The 15,873-nt window shown below is 66.0% G+C and carries 15 protein-coding genes; 12 read left to right on the top strand and 3 right to left on the bottom strand.

What is annotated here, in order from left to right; all coding sequences use genetic code 11:
* Window positions 1-2: 2 nt before the first annotated feature.
* The 3 genes from ACHL_RS10280 (at window position 3) to pdxS (ending at window position 2,275) form a co-directional block, all read left to right on the top strand.
* Window positions 3-590, top strand: coding sequence for an HIT family protein (locus tag ACHL_RS10280; protein WP_015937234.1), 588 nt, complete (start codon window positions 3-5; stop codon window positions 588-590).
* Window positions 580-1,209, top strand: a complete 630-nt coding sequence (gene pgsA / locus ACHL_RS10275) for a phosphatidylinositol phosphate synthase (RefSeq protein WP_015937233.1) — start codon at window positions 580-582, stop codon at window positions 1,207-1,209. Before ACHL_RS10280 ends, pgsA begins: the two co-directional genes overlap by 11 nt.
* A gap of 139 nt (window positions 1,210-1,348) precedes the next feature.
* Window positions 1,349-2,275, top strand: a complete 927-nt coding sequence (pdxS, locus tag ACHL_RS10270) for a pyridoxal 5'-phosphate synthase lyase subunit PdxS (RefSeq protein ID WP_015937232.1) — start codon at window positions 1,349-1,351, stop codon at window positions 2,273-2,275.
* Window positions 2,276-2,622: 347 nt separating this feature from the next.
* Here pdxS and ACHL_RS10265 read toward each other — a convergent pair whose 3' ends face one another.
* Window positions 2,623-4,635, bottom strand: coding sequence for a M3 family metallopeptidase (locus ACHL_RS10265; protein WP_015937231.1), 2,013 nt, complete (start codon window positions 4,633-4,635; stop codon window positions 2,623-2,625).
* An 84-nt stretch (window positions 4,636-4,719) separates the two neighbouring features.
* On the opposite strand from ACHL_RS10265, the gene ACHL_RS10260 reads away from it, so the two are divergent.
* Window positions 4,720-6,045, top strand: a complete 1,326-nt coding sequence (locus ACHL_RS10260; RefSeq protein ID WP_139187430.1) for a CapA family protein — start codon at window positions 4,720-4,722, stop codon at window positions 6,043-6,045.
* Between the two features lie 74 nt (window positions 6,046-6,119).
* Here the strand turns inward: ACHL_RS10260 and ACHL_RS10255 are convergent, their stop codons facing one another.
* Window positions 6,120-6,884, bottom strand: a complete 765-nt coding sequence (locus ACHL_RS10255; protein ID WP_015937229.1) for a type 1 glutamine amidotransferase — start codon at window positions 6,882-6,884, stop codon at window positions 6,120-6,122.
* Window positions 6,881-8,173: a Mur ligase family protein gene (locus ACHL_RS10250; RefSeq protein WP_015937228.1), complete on the bottom strand. Its 1,293-nt coding sequence runs from the start codon at window positions 8,171-8,173 to the stop codon at window positions 6,881-6,883. Before ACHL_RS10250 ends, ACHL_RS10255 begins: the two co-directional genes overlap by 4 nt.
* A gap of 90 nt (window positions 8,174-8,263) precedes the next feature.
* Between ACHL_RS10250 and pdxT the strand changes: the two genes are divergently transcribed.
* From pdxT to secF, 8 genes are all read left to right on the top strand, one after another.
* Window positions 8,264-8,974 (top strand): pyridoxal 5'-phosphate synthase glutaminase subunit PdxT, encoded by a 711-nt coding sequence (pdxT, locus tag ACHL_RS10245; protein WP_015937227.1) that lies wholly within the window; start codon window positions 8,264-8,266, stop codon window positions 8,972-8,974.
* Between the two features lie 3 nt (window positions 8,975-8,977).
* Complete coding sequence (locus ACHL_RS10240; RefSeq protein WP_015937226.1) at window positions 8,978-9,733, top strand: YebC/PmpR family DNA-binding transcriptional regulator; 756 nt, start codon at window positions 8,978-8,980, stop codon at window positions 9,731-9,733.
* Between the two features lie 59 nt (window positions 9,734-9,792).
* Window positions 9,793-10,371 (top strand): crossover junction endodeoxyribonuclease RuvC, encoded by a 579-nt coding sequence (gene ruvC / locus ACHL_RS10235; RefSeq protein WP_015937225.1) that lies wholly within the window; start codon window positions 9,793-9,795, stop codon window positions 10,369-10,371.
* Between the two features lie 100 nt (window positions 10,372-10,471).
* Window positions 10,472-11,113 (top strand): Holliday junction branch migration protein RuvA, encoded by a 642-nt coding sequence (ruvA, locus tag ACHL_RS10230; RefSeq protein WP_015937224.1) that lies wholly within the window; start codon window positions 10,472-10,474, stop codon window positions 11,111-11,113.
* Window positions 11,106-12,191 (top strand): Holliday junction branch migration DNA helicase RuvB, encoded by a 1,086-nt coding sequence (gene ruvB, locus ACHL_RS10225; RefSeq protein ID WP_015937223.1) that lies wholly within the window; start codon window positions 11,106-11,108, stop codon window positions 12,189-12,191. The genes ruvA and ruvB overlap by 8 nt, the downstream gene beginning before the upstream one ends.
* 208 nt (window positions 12,192-12,399) lie before the next feature.
* Window positions 12,400-12,858, top strand: a complete 459-nt coding sequence (yajC, locus tag ACHL_RS10220) for a preprotein translocase subunit YajC (RefSeq protein WP_043793959.1) — start codon at window positions 12,400-12,402, stop codon at window positions 12,856-12,858.
* A 93-nt stretch (window positions 12,859-12,951) separates the two neighbouring features.
* The gene (secD, locus tag ACHL_RS10215) at window positions 12,952-14,709 is read left to right on the top strand and encodes a protein translocase subunit SecD (protein ID WP_015937221.1); all 1,758 of its coding nucleotides are present in this window, start codon (window positions 12,952-12,954) and stop codon (window positions 14,707-14,709) included.
* The gene (gene secF, locus ACHL_RS10210; RefSeq protein ID WP_015937220.1) at window positions 14,709-15,725 is read left to right on the top strand and encodes a protein translocase subunit SecF; all 1,017 of its coding nucleotides are present in this window, start codon (window positions 14,709-14,711) and stop codon (window positions 15,723-15,725) included. Before secD ends, secF begins: the two co-directional genes overlap by 1 nt.
* Window positions 15,726-15,873: the final 148 nt, after the last annotated feature.

The raw sequence follows: 15,873 nt of genomic DNA, 5'->3' as shown, positions 1-15,873 counted from the left end.
CCGTGGAGGAGAACACAGGCGCCGGGTATCCAGGGGATGCCGGTGTAACCGACGACTTTGCCCTGGCCGGTGTCCCGGACGCTTTCCAGCGCCTGTGGACTCCGCACCGGATGGCCTACATCAAGGGCGGGCAGCACCAGTTCAAGAACGAGAATGACTGCCCGTTCTGCGTTGGCCCGGGCCGCACCGACGAGGACGCCCTCATCGTGTACCGGGGGACGTCCTGCTACGTCGTGCTGAACCTCTTTCCCTACAACCCGGGGCACCTTCTGGTCTGCCCTTACCGGCACGTCCCGGACTACACGGACCTGTCGGTGGAAGAAACCGCCGAATTCGCAGACCTGACCCAGACGGCGATGCGCGTCCTGCGCAAAGTGTCCAACCCGGGTGGATTCAACCTGGGCATGAACCAGGGTGTGGTGGGCGGTGCCGGCATTGCCGCCCACCTGCACCAGCACATTGTTCCGCGCTGGGGCGGCGACGGGAACTTCTTCCCCATCATTGCCCAGACCAAGGCCATCACGCAGACCCTCGATGAGGTCCGGCAGATGGTGGCCGACGCCTGGCCCGGGGAGACTGATGCTGAATAGGCACGCCCGCGGCTTCTTCACTGCCCTTTTCACCCCGCTGGCCCGCTGGCTCCTGCGCCTGGGTGTCTCGCCCGACGCCGTAACAGTCATCGGAACCGCGGGCGTCGCGGTGGGAGCCCTGGTGTTCTATCCGCTCGGGCAGCTGTTCTGGGGCACGGTCTTCATCACGGCGTTCATCTTCTCCGATGTGCTGGACGGCATCATGGCCCGCATGCAGGACGTCAAGAGCCGCTGGGGCAACTTCCTGGACTCCACCCTGGACCGCGTCGCGGACGGGGCTCTCTTCGCCGGGGTGGCAGTGTGGTTCTTCCTGGGCGGGCAAAACACTGCCATTGCCGTGGCGGCCATGGTCTGCCTGGTCCTGGGCATGGTGGTTTCCTATGCGCGGGCCAAGGCGGAATCCCTTGGATACACGGCAAATGTCGGCATCGCCGAGCGGGCCGAGCGGCTCGTCTCCGTCCTGGTGGTCACTGGGCTCACCGGCCTGGGACTACCGCCGGTGGTGCTCCTTGTGACGCTGGTGCTGCTGGCGCTGGCGAGCTTCACGACGATTGTCCAGCGTGTTTCTTCAGTCCGCCGGCAGGCACTGGCACAACCGCTTCCGGCGGACGAAACGTAATTGCCGCGGCTGGCCACCGGGGGACTACTATAAGGATTGCCCGGTCAATGGACCCGGCAATCCGTGTGTGTACAGTCCGGCATCAGCATGCCCGCCTGCACACCCGGCGAAGATCGTCTATCTACCCATAGGGGTTTTTGTGTCTACACCAGATGTAAGCAACGAGGCCGGTTCGCCCGCGAACAGCGTCACGGGCAGCAGCCGCGTGAAGCGCGGCATGGCTGAGATGCTCAAGGGCGGCGTCATCATGGACGTCGTCAACGTTGAACAGGCCCGCATCGCCGAAGACGCCGGTGCTGTTGCAGTCATGGCGCTGGAACGCGTTCCGGCCGATATCCGCGCCCAGGGCGGTGTGTCGCGCATGTCCGATCCGGACATGATCGACGCCATCATCGACGCCGTGTCCATTCCGGTCATGGCGAAGGCCCGCATCGGCCACTTCGTCGAAGCCCAGGTCCTCCAGTCCCTCGGCGTGGACTACATTGACGAGTCCGAGGTCCTTACCCCGGCCGACTACATCAACCACATCGACAAGTGGAACTTCAAGGTTCCCTTCGTCTGTGGCGCCACCAACCTCGGTGAGGCCCTGCGCCGCATCAACGAAGGCGCGGCGATGATCCGGTCCAAGGGCGAGGCCGGCACCGGCGATGTTTCCAACGCCACCGGCCACATGCGCCAGATCCGTGCCGAGATCGCCAAGCTCGCAGCCCTGCCCGAGGACGAACTGTACGTCGCGGCCAAGGAACTGCAGGCCCCGTACGAACTGGTCAAGGAAGTTGCCGCTGCCGGCAAGCTCCCGGTGGTGCTGTTCACCGCCGGCGGCATCGCCACCCCGGCCGACGCCGCCATGATGATGCAGCTCGGCGCCGACGGCGTGTTCGTTGGCTCCGGCATCTTCAAGTCCGGCAACCCCGCCCAGCGCGCGGCCGCCGTCGTGAAGGCCACCACCTTCTTCGATGACCCCGACGTCATCGCCAAGGCCTCCCGCGGCCTCGGCGAAGCCATGGTGGGCATCAACGTCGACGAGATCCCCCAGCCGCACCGCCTCGCCGAGCGCGGCTGGTAAGCTCCACCTTCTGTGACGCGCCGGGCGGCGCGATCCTCTGCGTGCTATTCCCCGCCTCCCGCTGCCGCCATACCGGCGGTGGTTGGGGGCGGGGGCCCTTTTACGCACGCTGCCGGACCGCACCGTCAGGCGCTTCGGGGCGGGTCTGCTGACCTAATAACGACGCCGGTTCCTCACCTTTTCTGGTGGGGGACCGGCGTCGTTGTTGGTTGAGCTTGCCGAAACCCGTCGATTGCTCCGATGTGTCTTATCGGGGGCTCCAACGGCCGTTATGTGGGCCCACGCCGGCAGGGTTCCCTGGCCGAGCTTGCGAGGTTAGGGCGCCGGTGGGGAGCAATCGATGGGGGTTACTCCAGGCCGCGGCGCTTGAGCAGGGGTTCCAGTTTGGCGTCGCGGCCCCTCAGGATCCGGAAGGACTCCAGGGGGTCGCGGCTGTTGCCGCGCGAAAGCAGTTCCTGCCGGAACCGGTCGCCGTTGGCCCTGGTAAGCCCGCCGTTCTCCGTGAACCAGTCCACCGTCTCGGCATCCAGGACCTCGCTCCAAATGTAGGAGTAGTAGCCGGCGGCGTATCCCGCACCGGCGAAAATGTGCTGGAAGTAACCGGTCCGGTACCGCGGCGGGATGAGGGCGTGCGCAATTCCCGCCGCAGCGAGGGACTTCGCCTCAAACGCGAGCGCATCGTCCGGGACGGCATCCTGTTCCAGCACATGCCACGCCAGGTCCAGCAAGGCGGCGCCCAGGTACTCGGTGGTGGCAAAACCTTCGCCCCAAAGCCTGGACTCTTCCAGCCGGTCCACAACGTCCTGCGGCAACGGTTCGCCGGTGGCGTGGTGGCGGGCGTAGTTGGTGAGGACCTCCGGCCACATGATCCACATTTCGTTGACCTGGGACGGGAACTCCACGAAGTCGCGGGGGACAGCCGTCCCGGAAAACCGCGGGTAGGTGACGTCGGAAAAGAGCCCGTGCAGTGCGTGGCCGAACTCGTGGAAGACCGTCCGGACCTCGTCAAGCGTCAGGAGTGTCGGTTCACCCGGCGCCGGTTTGGCGATGTTGAGGGTGTTCATCACCACGGGCCTGGTACCCAGCAGGGAGTTCTGGTCCACCAGCGAGTTCATCCATGCTCCGCCCCGCTTGGACTCGCGGGAATAATAGTCGCCCAGGAACAGCCCCAGCGCGCCGCCGTCGGAATCCCTGACCTCCCAGACCCGAACGTCGGGATGGTAGCCAACCAAGTCCTCCCGCTCATGGAAGCTGGTCCCGTACAGGGATCCGGCCGCGAAGAAGACGCCGTCCCGCAGCACGCGCTCCAGCTCGAAGTAGGGGCGGAGGGCCTGTTCGTCCACACTGTACTTCTCCCGGCGGACTTTCGCCGAGTAGTAGGCCCAGTCCCACGGTTCCAGAGGGTGCCCGGCGGATTCGGCAAGGGCGGCCGCTTCACGGTCCGCGTTGCGGACGGCGGCGGGGGCCATGCGGTTCAGCATGGACTGAACTGCCCCGAAGTCGGGTGCAGTCTGGCGGTCCGCCACCAGTTCCGCGTAATTCGCGAAACCGAGAAGCGAGGCTTTCTCTGCCCGCAGCCGGGCCGTGGACCTGGCCAGGTCCAGGACATCCAGGGGTCCGCCGTTGCTGCCCCGGGCAGCAGATGCTTCGAACAGCCGACGCCGGACGGCCCGGTCCGTGAGCGAGGCAAGGGCAGGCTGGTTGCTTGGCTGGATAAGCCCCAGCAGGAACTGCCCCTCATGTCCTGCTGCCCGGGCCGCCTCCGCTGCGGCGGCGACGTCGTCGGCGGGCAGGCCGGCCAGTTCTTCCGCATCCTCGACAAGCAGCGCCGCGGACTTCATCCCCTCCTTGACGCGCTGGCCGAACTCCGTGCCCAGCCGGGCGAGTTCTGCGTTAACGGCCCTGAGCCGGTCCTGTCCGGCGGGATCGAGCTGGATACCCGTTTGCCGGAACTCCTTCAGGTACTCATCCACCAGCCGGGCCGACTCGGGGTCGCAGGCGGAGGTGTCGATGCCCCGGAAACGTTCATACAGTGCATGGTTCAGGTAGAGCTCATCCTGGTGGGCAGAAAAACGCGGCGAGAACTTTGTTTCCAGCTCCCTGATCTCCGGCGAAGCATCCGCCGAAACCAGGGTGAAGAACGATGCGGCTGCACGGTCCAGCAACCGGCCGGCCTGCTCCATCGCCACAGCCGTGTTCGCGAAGGTGGGCACCTCCGGATTCTGCACAATGCGGTCTATTTCAGCGAGGTGCTCAGACAGGCCCGCTTCGATGGCCTCGGCGTAATGGGCGGCCTCGATGCGGGCGAAGGGCGGGAGCCCGTACGGCAGGGGGCTGGGAGACAGCAGGGGGTTAGTCATGATGAAAACCTTTCACATGGGGGCACGCTTCTCAATGCGGCCAAATGCCCGGGCCGAAGGCTTGCCATTCCTAGACTTGGCGGTATGGGGAAAAGTACCGGGCGGGCTCCTGCGCGCTCCCGCACGGTTGCCAGGCTGCAGCGGCGGATGCGCGCTGTGTTGGTGGCAGGCCTGCTGCTCCTGGCCGGCCCGGCGGCCGGGTGCGGTCTTGTGGCGCAAGGGGCCGGCGCAGGCGGGTCAGCCGCCGGCACCGCGTCCACCAAGGGCCCACACCCCGGAATGCCGTCCGTTACCGCCCCGCCTTCCGGTGCTCCAACAGCCCCGGCACCTTCGCCCACACCGGGCAAGGGCCCGCGGTGCCCGGTGCTGCGCTGCGCGTCGGTGGTGGTCACCGGCGGCATGCTGGTCCACAGCGGCATCTGGCAGGAGGCGCAGAAGGAAGCCGCTGCCTCCGGGAAGCCCGGCCCGGATTTACTCCCGATGCTGGAGGGGCAGCGGCGCTATCTGGAGCGGAGCGACCTCGCCATCTGCCACCAGGGAACCCCCGTGGCAAAACCGGACGGGCCGTTTTCCGGTCACCCCTCGTTCAACGCCCCGCGGCAGATCGTCACCGCTGCGAAGGATGTCGGCTACCAAGCCTGCACCACCGCGGGCGAGCACATCCTTGACCGCGCTACCGATGGACTCCTGCGGACAGTGGATGCCCTGGATGCGGCGGGCCTGAAACACACCGGTTCCTACCGCACCGCCACAGAGTCCCAGCAGATCCTCATCCTGCAGGCCCCTGCAGCAAAGGTGGCCGTCATCGGGGCAACCTTCGGCATCAACGGGAAGACTCCGGAATACCCGTGGCAGGTGGACATGCTGGACCCCAGCACCATGATTGCCAAGGCCAGGAAGGCGCGGAGCCTGGGCGCCGACGTCGTGATCGGTGCCATGTACGCAGGAAACGGACACGGCGGAGACGGGCACGCCGGTGCCCCGGGCACCCTGCAAACGGACGCGGCCCGTGCGCTGGCGGACAGTGGGCAGTTCAACCTGGTCTATGGCCATTCCGAGGCGGTGCTCCCCATCGAGAATTACAGGGGCACCTGGATTGCCTACGGGCTGGGTCACGGGACCACGGAAGTTTCCCCTGCGCATCCGGCCGGGAACGAGGGCCTGCTGGTCCGCGCGCAGTTCGGCCAGGACGCCGCAGGAACCTGGATCGTCACGGACCTGGCGTGGACGCCCACCACCATGGTCGGGAATCCCTACCGGTGGTGTCCGGCGGCCGCAGATGCGCCGCAGGGGCCCTGCGCTGGTGCACCGGCCCACGACGCAACGCGGCAGCGGACCATTGGCGTGGTGAACTCCATGGGAGCCGCAGCGGCCGGTGCCCACGAACTCCTCATCACCCTCGAACCCTGACGTGCGTCACGCAACCTTCACCAGAACTGGCGGCCGTCACGAAGCCCAGGGGGCAATCCTGTAAACCCGGCGGATCAGCGCGGCCTGCGTGCCGCGTGGTCCCGTGCGAGTTCCGCGTACCGGTCGTCCGGGAGGCCGGGCTCGAAGGCTCCAAACTTGCGCTCTGCAGCTGTCCGGATCAGGAAATCCGCGATGGCCGGGTTCTTCGGAAGCAGCGAGCCGTGCAGGTAACTGGCCACAATATTGCGGTAGCGGGCGCCTTCGTGGCCGTCGCTGCTGTTGTTGCCGGTTCCCTTCGCCACGGTGCCGAGCGGGCGCACACCGTCCCCCAGGGTGGTCTGGCCGCTGTGGTTTTCGTAGCCCAGCACCTCGCCGAACTCAGAGGTGGTTACCTTGACGTTGCCGATCAGGCGCTCATCGGTGCCATGGGTTTCGACGTTGAGGATGCCGATTCCCTCAATCACCGAGCCGGTCCTGGTTTTGAAGAACCGGCCGAAGAGCTGGTAGAGGCCGCAGATCACCAGCATCGGCGTGCCGGCTTCAGCGAGTTCCTTGAGGGAATCCGCCCGGGCCTGCAAATCATCCTGAATGACCAGCTGCCCGCTGTCCTGGCCGCCGCCGCCCACAATGATGTCCACATCATCGGGGAAGGGGTCACCCACGTTGTATTCCAGCAGTTCGGGCGTGTACCCGTGCCACCGGATCCGCTGCTGCAGCACCAGGGCGTTGCCCCAGTCGCCGTAGATGTTCATGTCGCGCGGATACAGCTGGACCACCCTGAGGACGCCCTTCCCGCCAGCGGCTGACGGACCAGCTGTGCCCGGAATTTCCTGGCTCAAGAGACAACCTCCACGGTGGTGATCTTCGACAGTTCGCGCCGGATGGCGAGCATGGCCGTATAGGTACAGAAGATGCGCTTGGGCTGACCCTTCGCACCCCGGATGAACGCGGCGAGGGCCGGTGCGATGTCGGGTTCCACGGCACCGATGCGGACGTCGTCATACTGGAGCCGCAGGGCCATGTCGTAGGCGCGGGAACCGGTCAGCTGGTCCACGCCTCCGGCCCGGAGCGAATCGAATTCCACGTCCCACAGCCAGGACATGTCCCGGCCGTCGGCGTAGTTGTCATTGATGGCGATCATGGTGGCGTAACCGCCCGCCGGAAAGGACTTGAGTCCAAGGCGGAAACCGCTGGGGTTCTTCACCAGCACCAGGTCCAGGGGCTGGCCTTCCACCGTGAGGCTTTCGCCGCGGCCGAAGGCGGGTGCCACCTGGGACAGGGCCTCCAGCAGGGTTTCGTGGTTGGTGTCCGCCGCGGCTCCGCCGCAAATGCTGCGCGCCAAGGTCAGCGCAGCGGCCGCGTTGAAGATGTTGTAGACCCCGCGGAGCTTCATCGCGGTACTGACGGTCCCGCCGTCGTACTCAAACTCGGCACTGTCGGCGCCCACTTTGCGGAGCACGACGTCGGCCGCGGGCTTCTCCGGGAGGCCCGCCGGCGCGGGGCTGCCCGGAGCGGCGCGCATATCGTCGTCGTTGGGGAAGGTGCCCAGCAGCGAGTCGTCCAGGCCGAAGTACCGGACCTCCTGGCCCGTGAGGGTTTCCGCGATCCTGGCCACCCTCGGGTCTTCGCGGTTCAGCACCACGGTCCCGGTGGTTTTCGCGGCGATGTGCTGCAGGAGCTGGGCTGTCTTGTCGATCTCACCGAACCGGTCCAGCTGGTCGCGCAGGACGTTCAGCAGCAGGCAGTACTTCGGCGGCACGCTGTTCACGAAGTGCACGGCGTGGGCCTCGTCCAGTTCGAGGACGGCGACGTCGGCGTCCAGCCGCCCACGCCAGTCGACCTCGCCCAGCAGGGCAGCGGCAACGCCGCGGGTGAAATTGCTTCCGGTGCGGTTCGTAAAAACCTTCAGGCCCTGGCTTTCGAGCAGCTCCACCACCATCTTGGTGGTGGTGGTCTTCCCGTTCGTGCCGCTGACCACGGCCACACCATGCGGAAGGGTAGTGAGTGTCCGCCGCATGAAACCGGGGTCGATCTTTTCGACGACGAGCCCCGGCAGCGCGGACCCGCCGCCTCGAAGCCGGGATACCCGGCGCACCAGTTTGCCAAGCGGAACAGTGTAAAAGGGCATTATTCGAATATATCCCAGGCCAGGCATGGAACCGCAGGAGTGTGACCCGCCCCGGCCGGGCGGACACCGGTGGGCCCGTATGCTGGGACGATGACAAACTCCCTTTCCGCCGAGTCCGCACGCGTGGGCTCGGGCCTTCGGATCGGCGTCCTGGCGCTTCAGGGCGACTTCCGCGAGCACCTGCGTGCCGCGGCGGAATCCGGTGCCGAGGGGGTCAGCGTCCGGCGTCCCCGGGAACTCGACGGCCTTGATGGGCTCATCATCCCCGGCGGTGAGTCCACGGCCATCGACAAGCTCGCGCGGGCCTTTGAGCTGGCCGGGCCGCTGCGTGAGCGCATCGCCGGAGGATTGCCGGTCTACGGTTCCTGCGCGGGCATGATCCTGCTGGCCTCAGACATTGCCGACCCCGCCACGGACCTTTCGGGTGCCCCCCAGCAGACATTCGGCGGGCTGGACATGACCGTCCGCCGCAACGCCTTCGGACGCCAGCGCGAATCCTTCGAGACGGACCTCGACTTCAAAGGCCTGGAGTTCAGCGCCACCGACGCCGATGTTGCCCCGGTCCATGCCGTTTTCATCCGCGGACCGTGGGTGGAGCGCGTAGGCCCCGGGGTGGAAATCCTCGCCCAGGTTGAGCCGGCCGATCCCGAGCATGCGTCCCACACCGCCGAACTGCCCGGGGCCGCTAGAATTGTGGCAGTGCGTTCCGGCCGGCTGCTGGCCACCTCCTTCCATCCGGAAGTGACCGGGGAGAAACGCGTACACGAACTTTTTATCCGCATGATCAGAGGAGAAGCGTAAAGCATGTCAGGCCACTCCAAATGGGCGACGACCAAGCACAAAAAGGCGATCATTGACAGCCGCCGCGCAAAGTCCTTCGCCAAGCTGATCAAGAACATCGAAGTTGCCGCCCGCATGGGCGGACCGGACCTGGCCGGCAACCCCGGCCTTGAACTGGCGGTCACCAAGGCGAAGAAGACCTCGGTCCCCAACGACAACATCGACCGCGCCATCAAGCGCGGCGCAGGCCTCACCGGCGAAGTGGTGGACTACACCGAAATCATGTACGAGGCCCGCGGTCCGCAGGGTTCAGCCCTGCTGATCGAGTGCCTCACCGACAACAAGAACCGCGCGGCATCCGAGGTCCGCCTCGCGATCTCCCGCAACGGCGGCACCATCGCCGATCCCGGTTCCGTCAGCTACCTGTTCAACCGCAAAGGCGTGGTGAACCTGCCCAAGAACGGCCTGGGCGAGGACGACGTCCTCATGGCCGTCCTGGATGCCGGTGCCGAAGAGGTCAAGGACAACGGCGAATCCTTCGAGATCCACTCCGAGCCGGGCGACCTTCCGGCCATCCGCGAAGCCCTCAAAGACGCCGGCATCGAATACGACACCGATGAGGTGGAGTTCGTTCCGTCCATGCAGGTGGAGCTGGACGTCGACGGCGCGCGGAAGTTCATGAAGCTGGCCGACGCCCTCGAAGAGCTCGACGACGTCCAGAACGTCTACAGCAACGCCGATTTCAGCGACGAGGTCCAGGCCGCCCTGGAATCAGAGTGACCGGCGGCCTTGCCAGCTGACCCGCGCCGGGTTCTGCCCCGCCACGCCCGTCCGCGCCCATGACGCTCCGTGTCCTGGGCGTGGACCCGGGCCTGACCCGCTGCGGCATCGGCGTTGTGGATGTCGAGCGGAACCGGCGCGCCACCATGGTGGCCGTCGGCGTCGTTGGAACCTCGCCTGACGAATCCCTGGACCAGCGGCTGCTGGTGATCGCTACTGCCATCGACGAATGGCTGGACCGCTACGAGCCCCAGGTGCTCGCCGTCGAACGCGTCTTCTCGCAGTTGAACGTCAGCACCGTGATGGGCGTGGCGCAGGCGTCCGGTGTGGTGATTGCCGCGGCAGCGCGGCGGGGGATCCCGGTGGCGCTTCACACGCCGTCGGAGGTCAAGGCGGCCGTAACGGGCAGCGGCTCATCGAACAAGGACGCAGTGACCAAACTGGTCACCAAGATCCTCCGCCTCGACGCGCCGCCCCGTCCGGCCGATGCAGCGGACGCCCTGGCGCTGGCCATTACGCACGCCTGGCGCGCCGGCAGCGGGGCATCTGTTGCCACCACCGGTCCGGGCAGTTCGTCGCTGACACCGGCCCAGCGTGCGTGGGCCGAGGCCGAAGCGAAGGCGCGCCGCGCACGCTGAATGTCCCTGCAGCTTGCTAGGGTATTCGTAAATATGTTCGGATAACCGGGCTCCGCCTCCTGCCAGGCGGCGGGCCGGCAGCACAAGCAGGAGCCAGGCCTTGATCAGTTTCCTCCGCGGAACCGTAGCGCACGTAGGCCTGTCCACGGCCGTCATCGACTTGAACGGTGCGGGCATGAGCGTCTACGCCACCCCGCAGACCCTCAGCCGGCTCCACGTGGGCGAAGAGGGAAAGGTCTTCACCTCCCTGATAGTCCGCGAGGATTCGATGACGCTGTTTGGTTTTGCGGACGACGACGAACGGGAAGTTTTTGAGGTCCTGCTGAGTGTGAGCGGGGTTGGTCCGCGCCTCGCACTGGCCGTTTTGGCGGTCCACGATCCCGAGGCGATCCGCGTCGCTGCGCATACCGGCGACAACAAGACCTTCACCAAGGTTCCCGGCATTGGACCGAAGGTGGCCGGACGGATCGTCCTTGAGTTGGCCGGCAAGCTCGTTCCGCACGGAACGGCGCCTGCTGCCGCCACCACGGCGGCGGAGGCCAGCTGGAAACCGCAGGTGGTTGCCGCCATGACCAGCCTCGGCTGGTCGGAAAAGGACGCGTCGGCGAGCATTGACAAGGCTCTGGCGGACGAACCCGAAGTTTCGTTCCGCGGCAACGTCCCGGAAATACTCCGGACCACCCTCCGCTGGCTCGGCCAGGACGGCGCGCGGGCTGGCAACCGGGTAGGCAGCCGTGGCTGAACCGTCACTGGTGGCCGCGGGGGAGGAGCCCGAGGAACGGGCCATTGAAGCTGCCCTCCGCCCCAAAAACCTGGACGACTTCGTGGGCCAGCACCGCGTCCGGAAACAGTTGTCCCTGGTTCTCAAAGCCTCACGCATGCGCGGCCGCAGCGCCGACCATGTGCTGTTTTCGGGTCCGCCGGGCCTGGGCAAGACCACCCTTGCCATGATCGTGGCTGCGGAAATGAACGCACCGCTGCGCATCAGCAGCGGCCCCGCCATCCAGCATGCCGGAGACCTCGCCGCCATCCTGTCCTCGTTGTCCGAGGGCGAAGTCCTCTTCCTCGACGAAATCCACCGCATGTCCAGGCCAGCCGAAGAAATGCTCTACATGGCCATGGAGGATTTCCGCGTGGACATCGTGGTGGGCAAAGGCGCAGGCGCCACCGCCATCCCGCTGGAACTTCCACCCTTCACGCTGGTGGGGGCCACCACCCGGGCCGGGCTGCTTCCCGGCCCGCTCCGGGACCGGTTCGGTTTCACCGGCCACCTGGAGTTCTACTCGGTTCCTGAACTGGAACTTGTCCTGCGGCGCTCGGCCGGCCTGCTGGACCTGAAGGTCAATTCCGCCGGCTTCAGCGAGATCGCGGGCCGGTCCCGGGGAACCCCCCGCATCGCCAACCGGCTGCTGCGCCGCGTACGCGACTGGGCGCTGGTCCATGGAGTAGACCAGATCGACGCCCGGTCCGCCTCAGCCGCGCTCGACATGTATGAGGTTGACAAAAAGGGACTGGACCGGCTTGACCGTTCCGTGCTCGAGGCGCTGATCACCAAGTTCGGCGGCGGGCCTGTGGGGCTTTCCACGCTGGCGATCGCCGTCGGCGAAGAAACCGAAACAGTCGAGACGGTCGCGGAGCCTTTTCTCGTCCGCGAAGGGCTCCTGGGCCGCACCCCGCGTGGCCGCATCGCCATGGCGCCGGCCTGGACCCACCTGGGGTACGCCATCCCCGCGGGGGTGTTCGGCCAGGAACAGCTGGACCTTTTCGACCGCGAAACCGGTGCCGAGGTCACGGGGGAGTGGGCTCCGGAGAGCCAATAACAGGCTCCCTCCAGCTTTTCCCCTTAGACTGGTATGACGCTCGGCACGTTCGGGTCTTTGTTGTGCGTTTGGCCTACCGGCCGCGCTGCCGGTGCAGGAGGTCCGTCAGGGATCGGCTTCCATGACTGTTCCGCCCGGCACAGACAAAGTCCGGCGCTGCCGGAAAACCAGCCAGGTACCACAAAGGACGGAATTCCCCTTGGATCCAATGTCAATTCTCCTGTTCGTCATGCTCGGCGTGTTCATCTTCATGATGTTCCGCCGCAACAAGAAGACGCAGCAGCAGCAGGCGGAGCTCCAGTCGAAGTTCGGCCCGGGCGTCGATGTCATGACCAGCTTCGGCCTCTTCGGCCGGATCGTGGACATCGATGAGGCTGAAAACAAGGTCACCCTGGAACTCTCCCCGGGCAACCTGGCCACCGTGCACCGCCAGGCCGTCACCAAGGTGATGGAACCGGCCGTCGCACCGGAAGCCGATGCTCCCGCCGTACCGGACGATGCTTCGTCCCTGACCTCCACGGAGCCGGCCGGTACCACTGCTGCGCCGGCCACGGCTGCTGAGACCACTGCTGCGCCCGCCACGGCCGCTGAGTCCACTGCGTTCCCGGCCGAAACTCCGGACGAAACCCTGAAGCGCCTCAACGATGAGGGCAAGAAGGACAGCTAGTCCCTCCGGCACCTTAACCCCTCTACCGCTGCGGACAACCGCCGGTGCACATGCGCACCGGCGGTTCCTCCGTGAATAAGAGAAAGATCGACAATGGCACGAACTGGCCCCAAGAAGCCCGGCCTCAGGGTCCTGGTCTGGCTGGGCGTAATCATCGCCGCGTTGACCGCCGTCCTGGCCGGCGGTACCGTCGCCGGGCAGGCAAGCTGGTCGCCCAAGCTGGCACTTGACCTTGAAGGCGGTACCCAGATGATCCTGGCGCCGAAGGTCGAGGGCGGTTCTGACATCAATGAGGAACAGCTGAACCAGGCCGTGGCGATCATCCGCCAGCGCGTTGACGGTTCCGGCGTGGCCGAAGCGGAAATCAGCACGCAGTCGGGCCGCAACGTGGTGGTGAGCCTCCCGGGCACGCCGTCCACAGCAACCCGCGACCTCATCCAGGCATCCGCCGACATGAACTTCCGCCCCGTGCTCCTGAACGGAGCGGGCGCTGTGGTTCCGGAGGAGTCCCGGGCACCGGAGGATCAGCTGCCCAAGCCAACGGCGGCGCCCGCCAACAGCAGCGACATCAACTGGATCACGCCGGAAATCTACCGCGAGTTCGAAGCCCTGGACTGCGACAACGCCTCAGCCGAGAAGGCAGAGCGTTCGGATCCGACCAAGCCGCTGGTCACGTGTGAACCGGCGACGGACACCAGCCCGGCCATCAAGTACATCCTCGGACCGGTCGAGGTGAAGGGCAGCAACATCGTCACTTCCTCGTTCCAGCTGCAGCAGGGCGCCCAGGGCGCCGTCACCAATGACTGGGCCGTCAACATCCAGTTCAACGACGAAGGTACCGCGAAGTTCAAGGAGGTCACCGAGCGCCTCAACCAGTTCTACGTGGCCGCCGGCGGCGAGTCCGGTACGGACCCCAAGGCGCAGTTCGCCATCGTCCTCGATGACCAGGTCATTTCGGCCCCGCGGGCACTGGCGGTGATCACGGACGGCCGTCCGCAGATCACGGGCGGCTTTACCGAGCAAACTGCCAAGGCCCTTTCCGACCAGCTGCGCTTCGGCGCCCTGCCCATCAGCTTCGAGATCCAGAGTGAACAGCAGATCTCGGCCACCCTGGGCGGCGAGCAGTTGCGCATGGGCCTCCTGGCCGGCCTCATCGGCCTGCTCCTGGTGGTGGTGTACTCGCTCTTCCAGTACCGTGCCCTGGGCTTCGTGACCATTGCCTCGCTGGTGGTGGCAGGCGTCCTGACCTACCTGGCCATCGCCATCCTGGGCTGGACGGAAAACTACCGACTGTCGCTGGCAGGCGTTGCGGGCATCATCGTGGCCATTGGCCAGACGGCTGACTCGTTCATCGTCTACTTCGAACGTATCCGCGATGAGCTGCGCGAAGGCCGCGGCCTGGTCTCCGCCGTCGAGAACGGCTGGAAGCGGGCCAAGCGCACCGTGCTCGCCTCCAAGGCCGTCAACCTGCTGGCGGCGCTGGTCCTCTACTTCGTTGCAGTGGGCAACGTGCGGGGCTTCGCGTTCACGCTCGGCCTGACCGCCATCGCCGACCTCATCGTGGTCTTCATGTTCACCCACCCCACGCTGCAGCTACTGGCGCGCACGCGGTTCTTCGGCGAAGGCCACCGGTTCTCCGGGCTGGACCCCAAGCGCCTCGGCGCCGTACCGCTCTACCGCGGTGCCGGCCGTATCCGTACCCCTGAGGACCGCCCCGCCAACGTCCGTGCCAAGAACGCGGGAGCCGCAGCGGAAGCGGAACGCAGGATGACCATTGCCGAACGGCGGCTTGCGGAAAAGCAGGAACAGCTCGCAGGTTCCTCGAAGACCGCTGCGAAGGAGAACAAGTAATGTCAGGCTTCGCCAATTTCGGAAATGAGCTCTACACCGGGAAGCGCTCCTACGAATTCGTGGGATCCAAGAAGATCTGGTTCCTGATCGCTCTGGTGGGCGTGGCGCTGTCCATCATCATCCCGGTGGCCAAGGGCGGGTTCAACCTGGGCATCGAGTTCCGGGGTGGCTCCGAATTCACTGTCTCCAACGTGAAGACCACGGACGCCACGGTGGGGGAGAAGGCCGTTACAGACGTTGTGGCCGGCAGTGTTCCGCGTGTGGCCAACGTGGCCGGAACCACCATGCGCATCCAGACGGACAAGCTCACGGACGACGAGACGCTCCGCATCAAGGAGGGCCTGCATACCGCGTACGGTGTCACTGAGAACGAAGTGACCTCCACGTTCGTGGGCCCAACCTGGGGCGCGGACGTCACCAAGCAGGCATTGATCGGCCTGGTAGTGTTCGTCCTCCTGGCCGCCGTGCTGATGGCCCTGTACTTCCGCACGTGGAAGATGTCCGTCTCGGCCCTCGCCGGCATGCTCGTCACTATGTTCATCACCGCCGGGGTGTACGCCCTCAGCGACTTTGAAGTGACCCCGTCAGCAATCATCGGGTTCCTGACGGTGCTCAGCTACTCCCTCTACGACACCGTGGTGGTCTTCGACAAGATCCGCGAGAACACGGCGGAAATTGACTCCTCAACCCGCCGCACGTTCGCCGAGGAGGTCAACCTCGCCGTGAACCAGACGCTGGTCCGCTCCATCAACACCATGATGGTGGCGATCCTCCCGGTGGGCGCCATCCTGTTCATCGGCGCCGGCCTGCTGGGCGCGGGAACCCTGCGGGACCTCTCGTTGGCCCTGTTCGTGGGAATCCTGATCGGTACGGCTGCCACCATCTTCGTAGCGGCGCCCATGTACGCCTGGCTGCGGCAGAACGAACCGGACCTGGTCAAGCAGGCCCGGCGTGTGGAGCAGCGCCGCAGCAGCACCGCCGAGCGCAATGCTTCAGCGGAGCCTGCCCAGGCCTGATCGACCTGACGAACGCCGGCCCTGCCGGTGCTTTCGGCCGCGGGCCGGACAGCGTGGAAACCACGCTGTCCGGCCCGCGGTCGTTTAAGTGTCCCGGTTATAACTCTCTGCGTCCTGAGGAATAGACTGAGGTAATTAAGACGGTGGT

Origin of the sequence: Pseudarthrobacter chlorophenolicus A6, assembly GCF_000022025.1 — a bacterium.
GTDB lineage: Bacteria > Actinomycetota > Actinomycetes > Actinomycetales > Micrococcaceae > Arthrobacter > Arthrobacter chlorophenolicus.
Note: the sequence above shows the minus strand (reverse complement) of the source record. Positions and strands in the feature narration are given on the sequence as shown.

Coding starts and splice junctions, on each gene's coding strand:
- pgsA (WP_015937233.1), top strand. CDS start 580: ATGCTGAATAGGCACGCCCGCGGCTTCTTCACTGCCCTTTTCACCCCG.
- ACHL_RS10265 (WP_015937231.1), bottom strand. CDS start 4,635: ATGACTAACCCCCTGCTGTCTCCCAGCCCCCTGCCGTACGGGCTCCCG.
- ACHL_RS10260 (WP_139187430.1), top strand. CDS start 4,720: ATGGGGAAAAGTACCGGGCGGGCTCCTGCGCGCTCCCGCACGGTTGCC.
- ACHL_RS10250 (WP_015937228.1), bottom strand. CDS start 8,173: ATGCCCTTTTACACTGTTCCGCTTGGCAAACTGGTGCGCCGGGTATCC.
- pdxT (WP_015937227.1), top strand. CDS start 8,264: ATGACAAACTCCCTTTCCGCCGAGTCCGCACGCGTGGGCTCGGGCCTT.
- ACHL_RS10240 (WP_015937226.1), top strand. CDS start 8,978: ATGTCAGGCCACTCCAAATGGGCGACGACCAAGCACAAAAAGGCGATC.
- ruvC (WP_015937225.1), top strand. CDS start 9,793: ATGACGCTCCGTGTCCTGGGCGTGGACCCGGGCCTGACCCGCTGCGGC.
- yajC (WP_043793959.1), top strand. CDS start 12,400: ATGTCAATTCTCCTGTTCGTCATGCTCGGCGTGTTCATCTTCATGATG.
- secD (WP_015937221.1), top strand. CDS start 12,952: ATGGCACGAACTGGCCCCAAGAAGCCCGGCCTCAGGGTCCTGGTCTGG.
- secF (WP_015937220.1), top strand. CDS start 14,709: ATGTCAGGCTTCGCCAATTTCGGAAATGAGCTCTACACCGGGAAGCGC.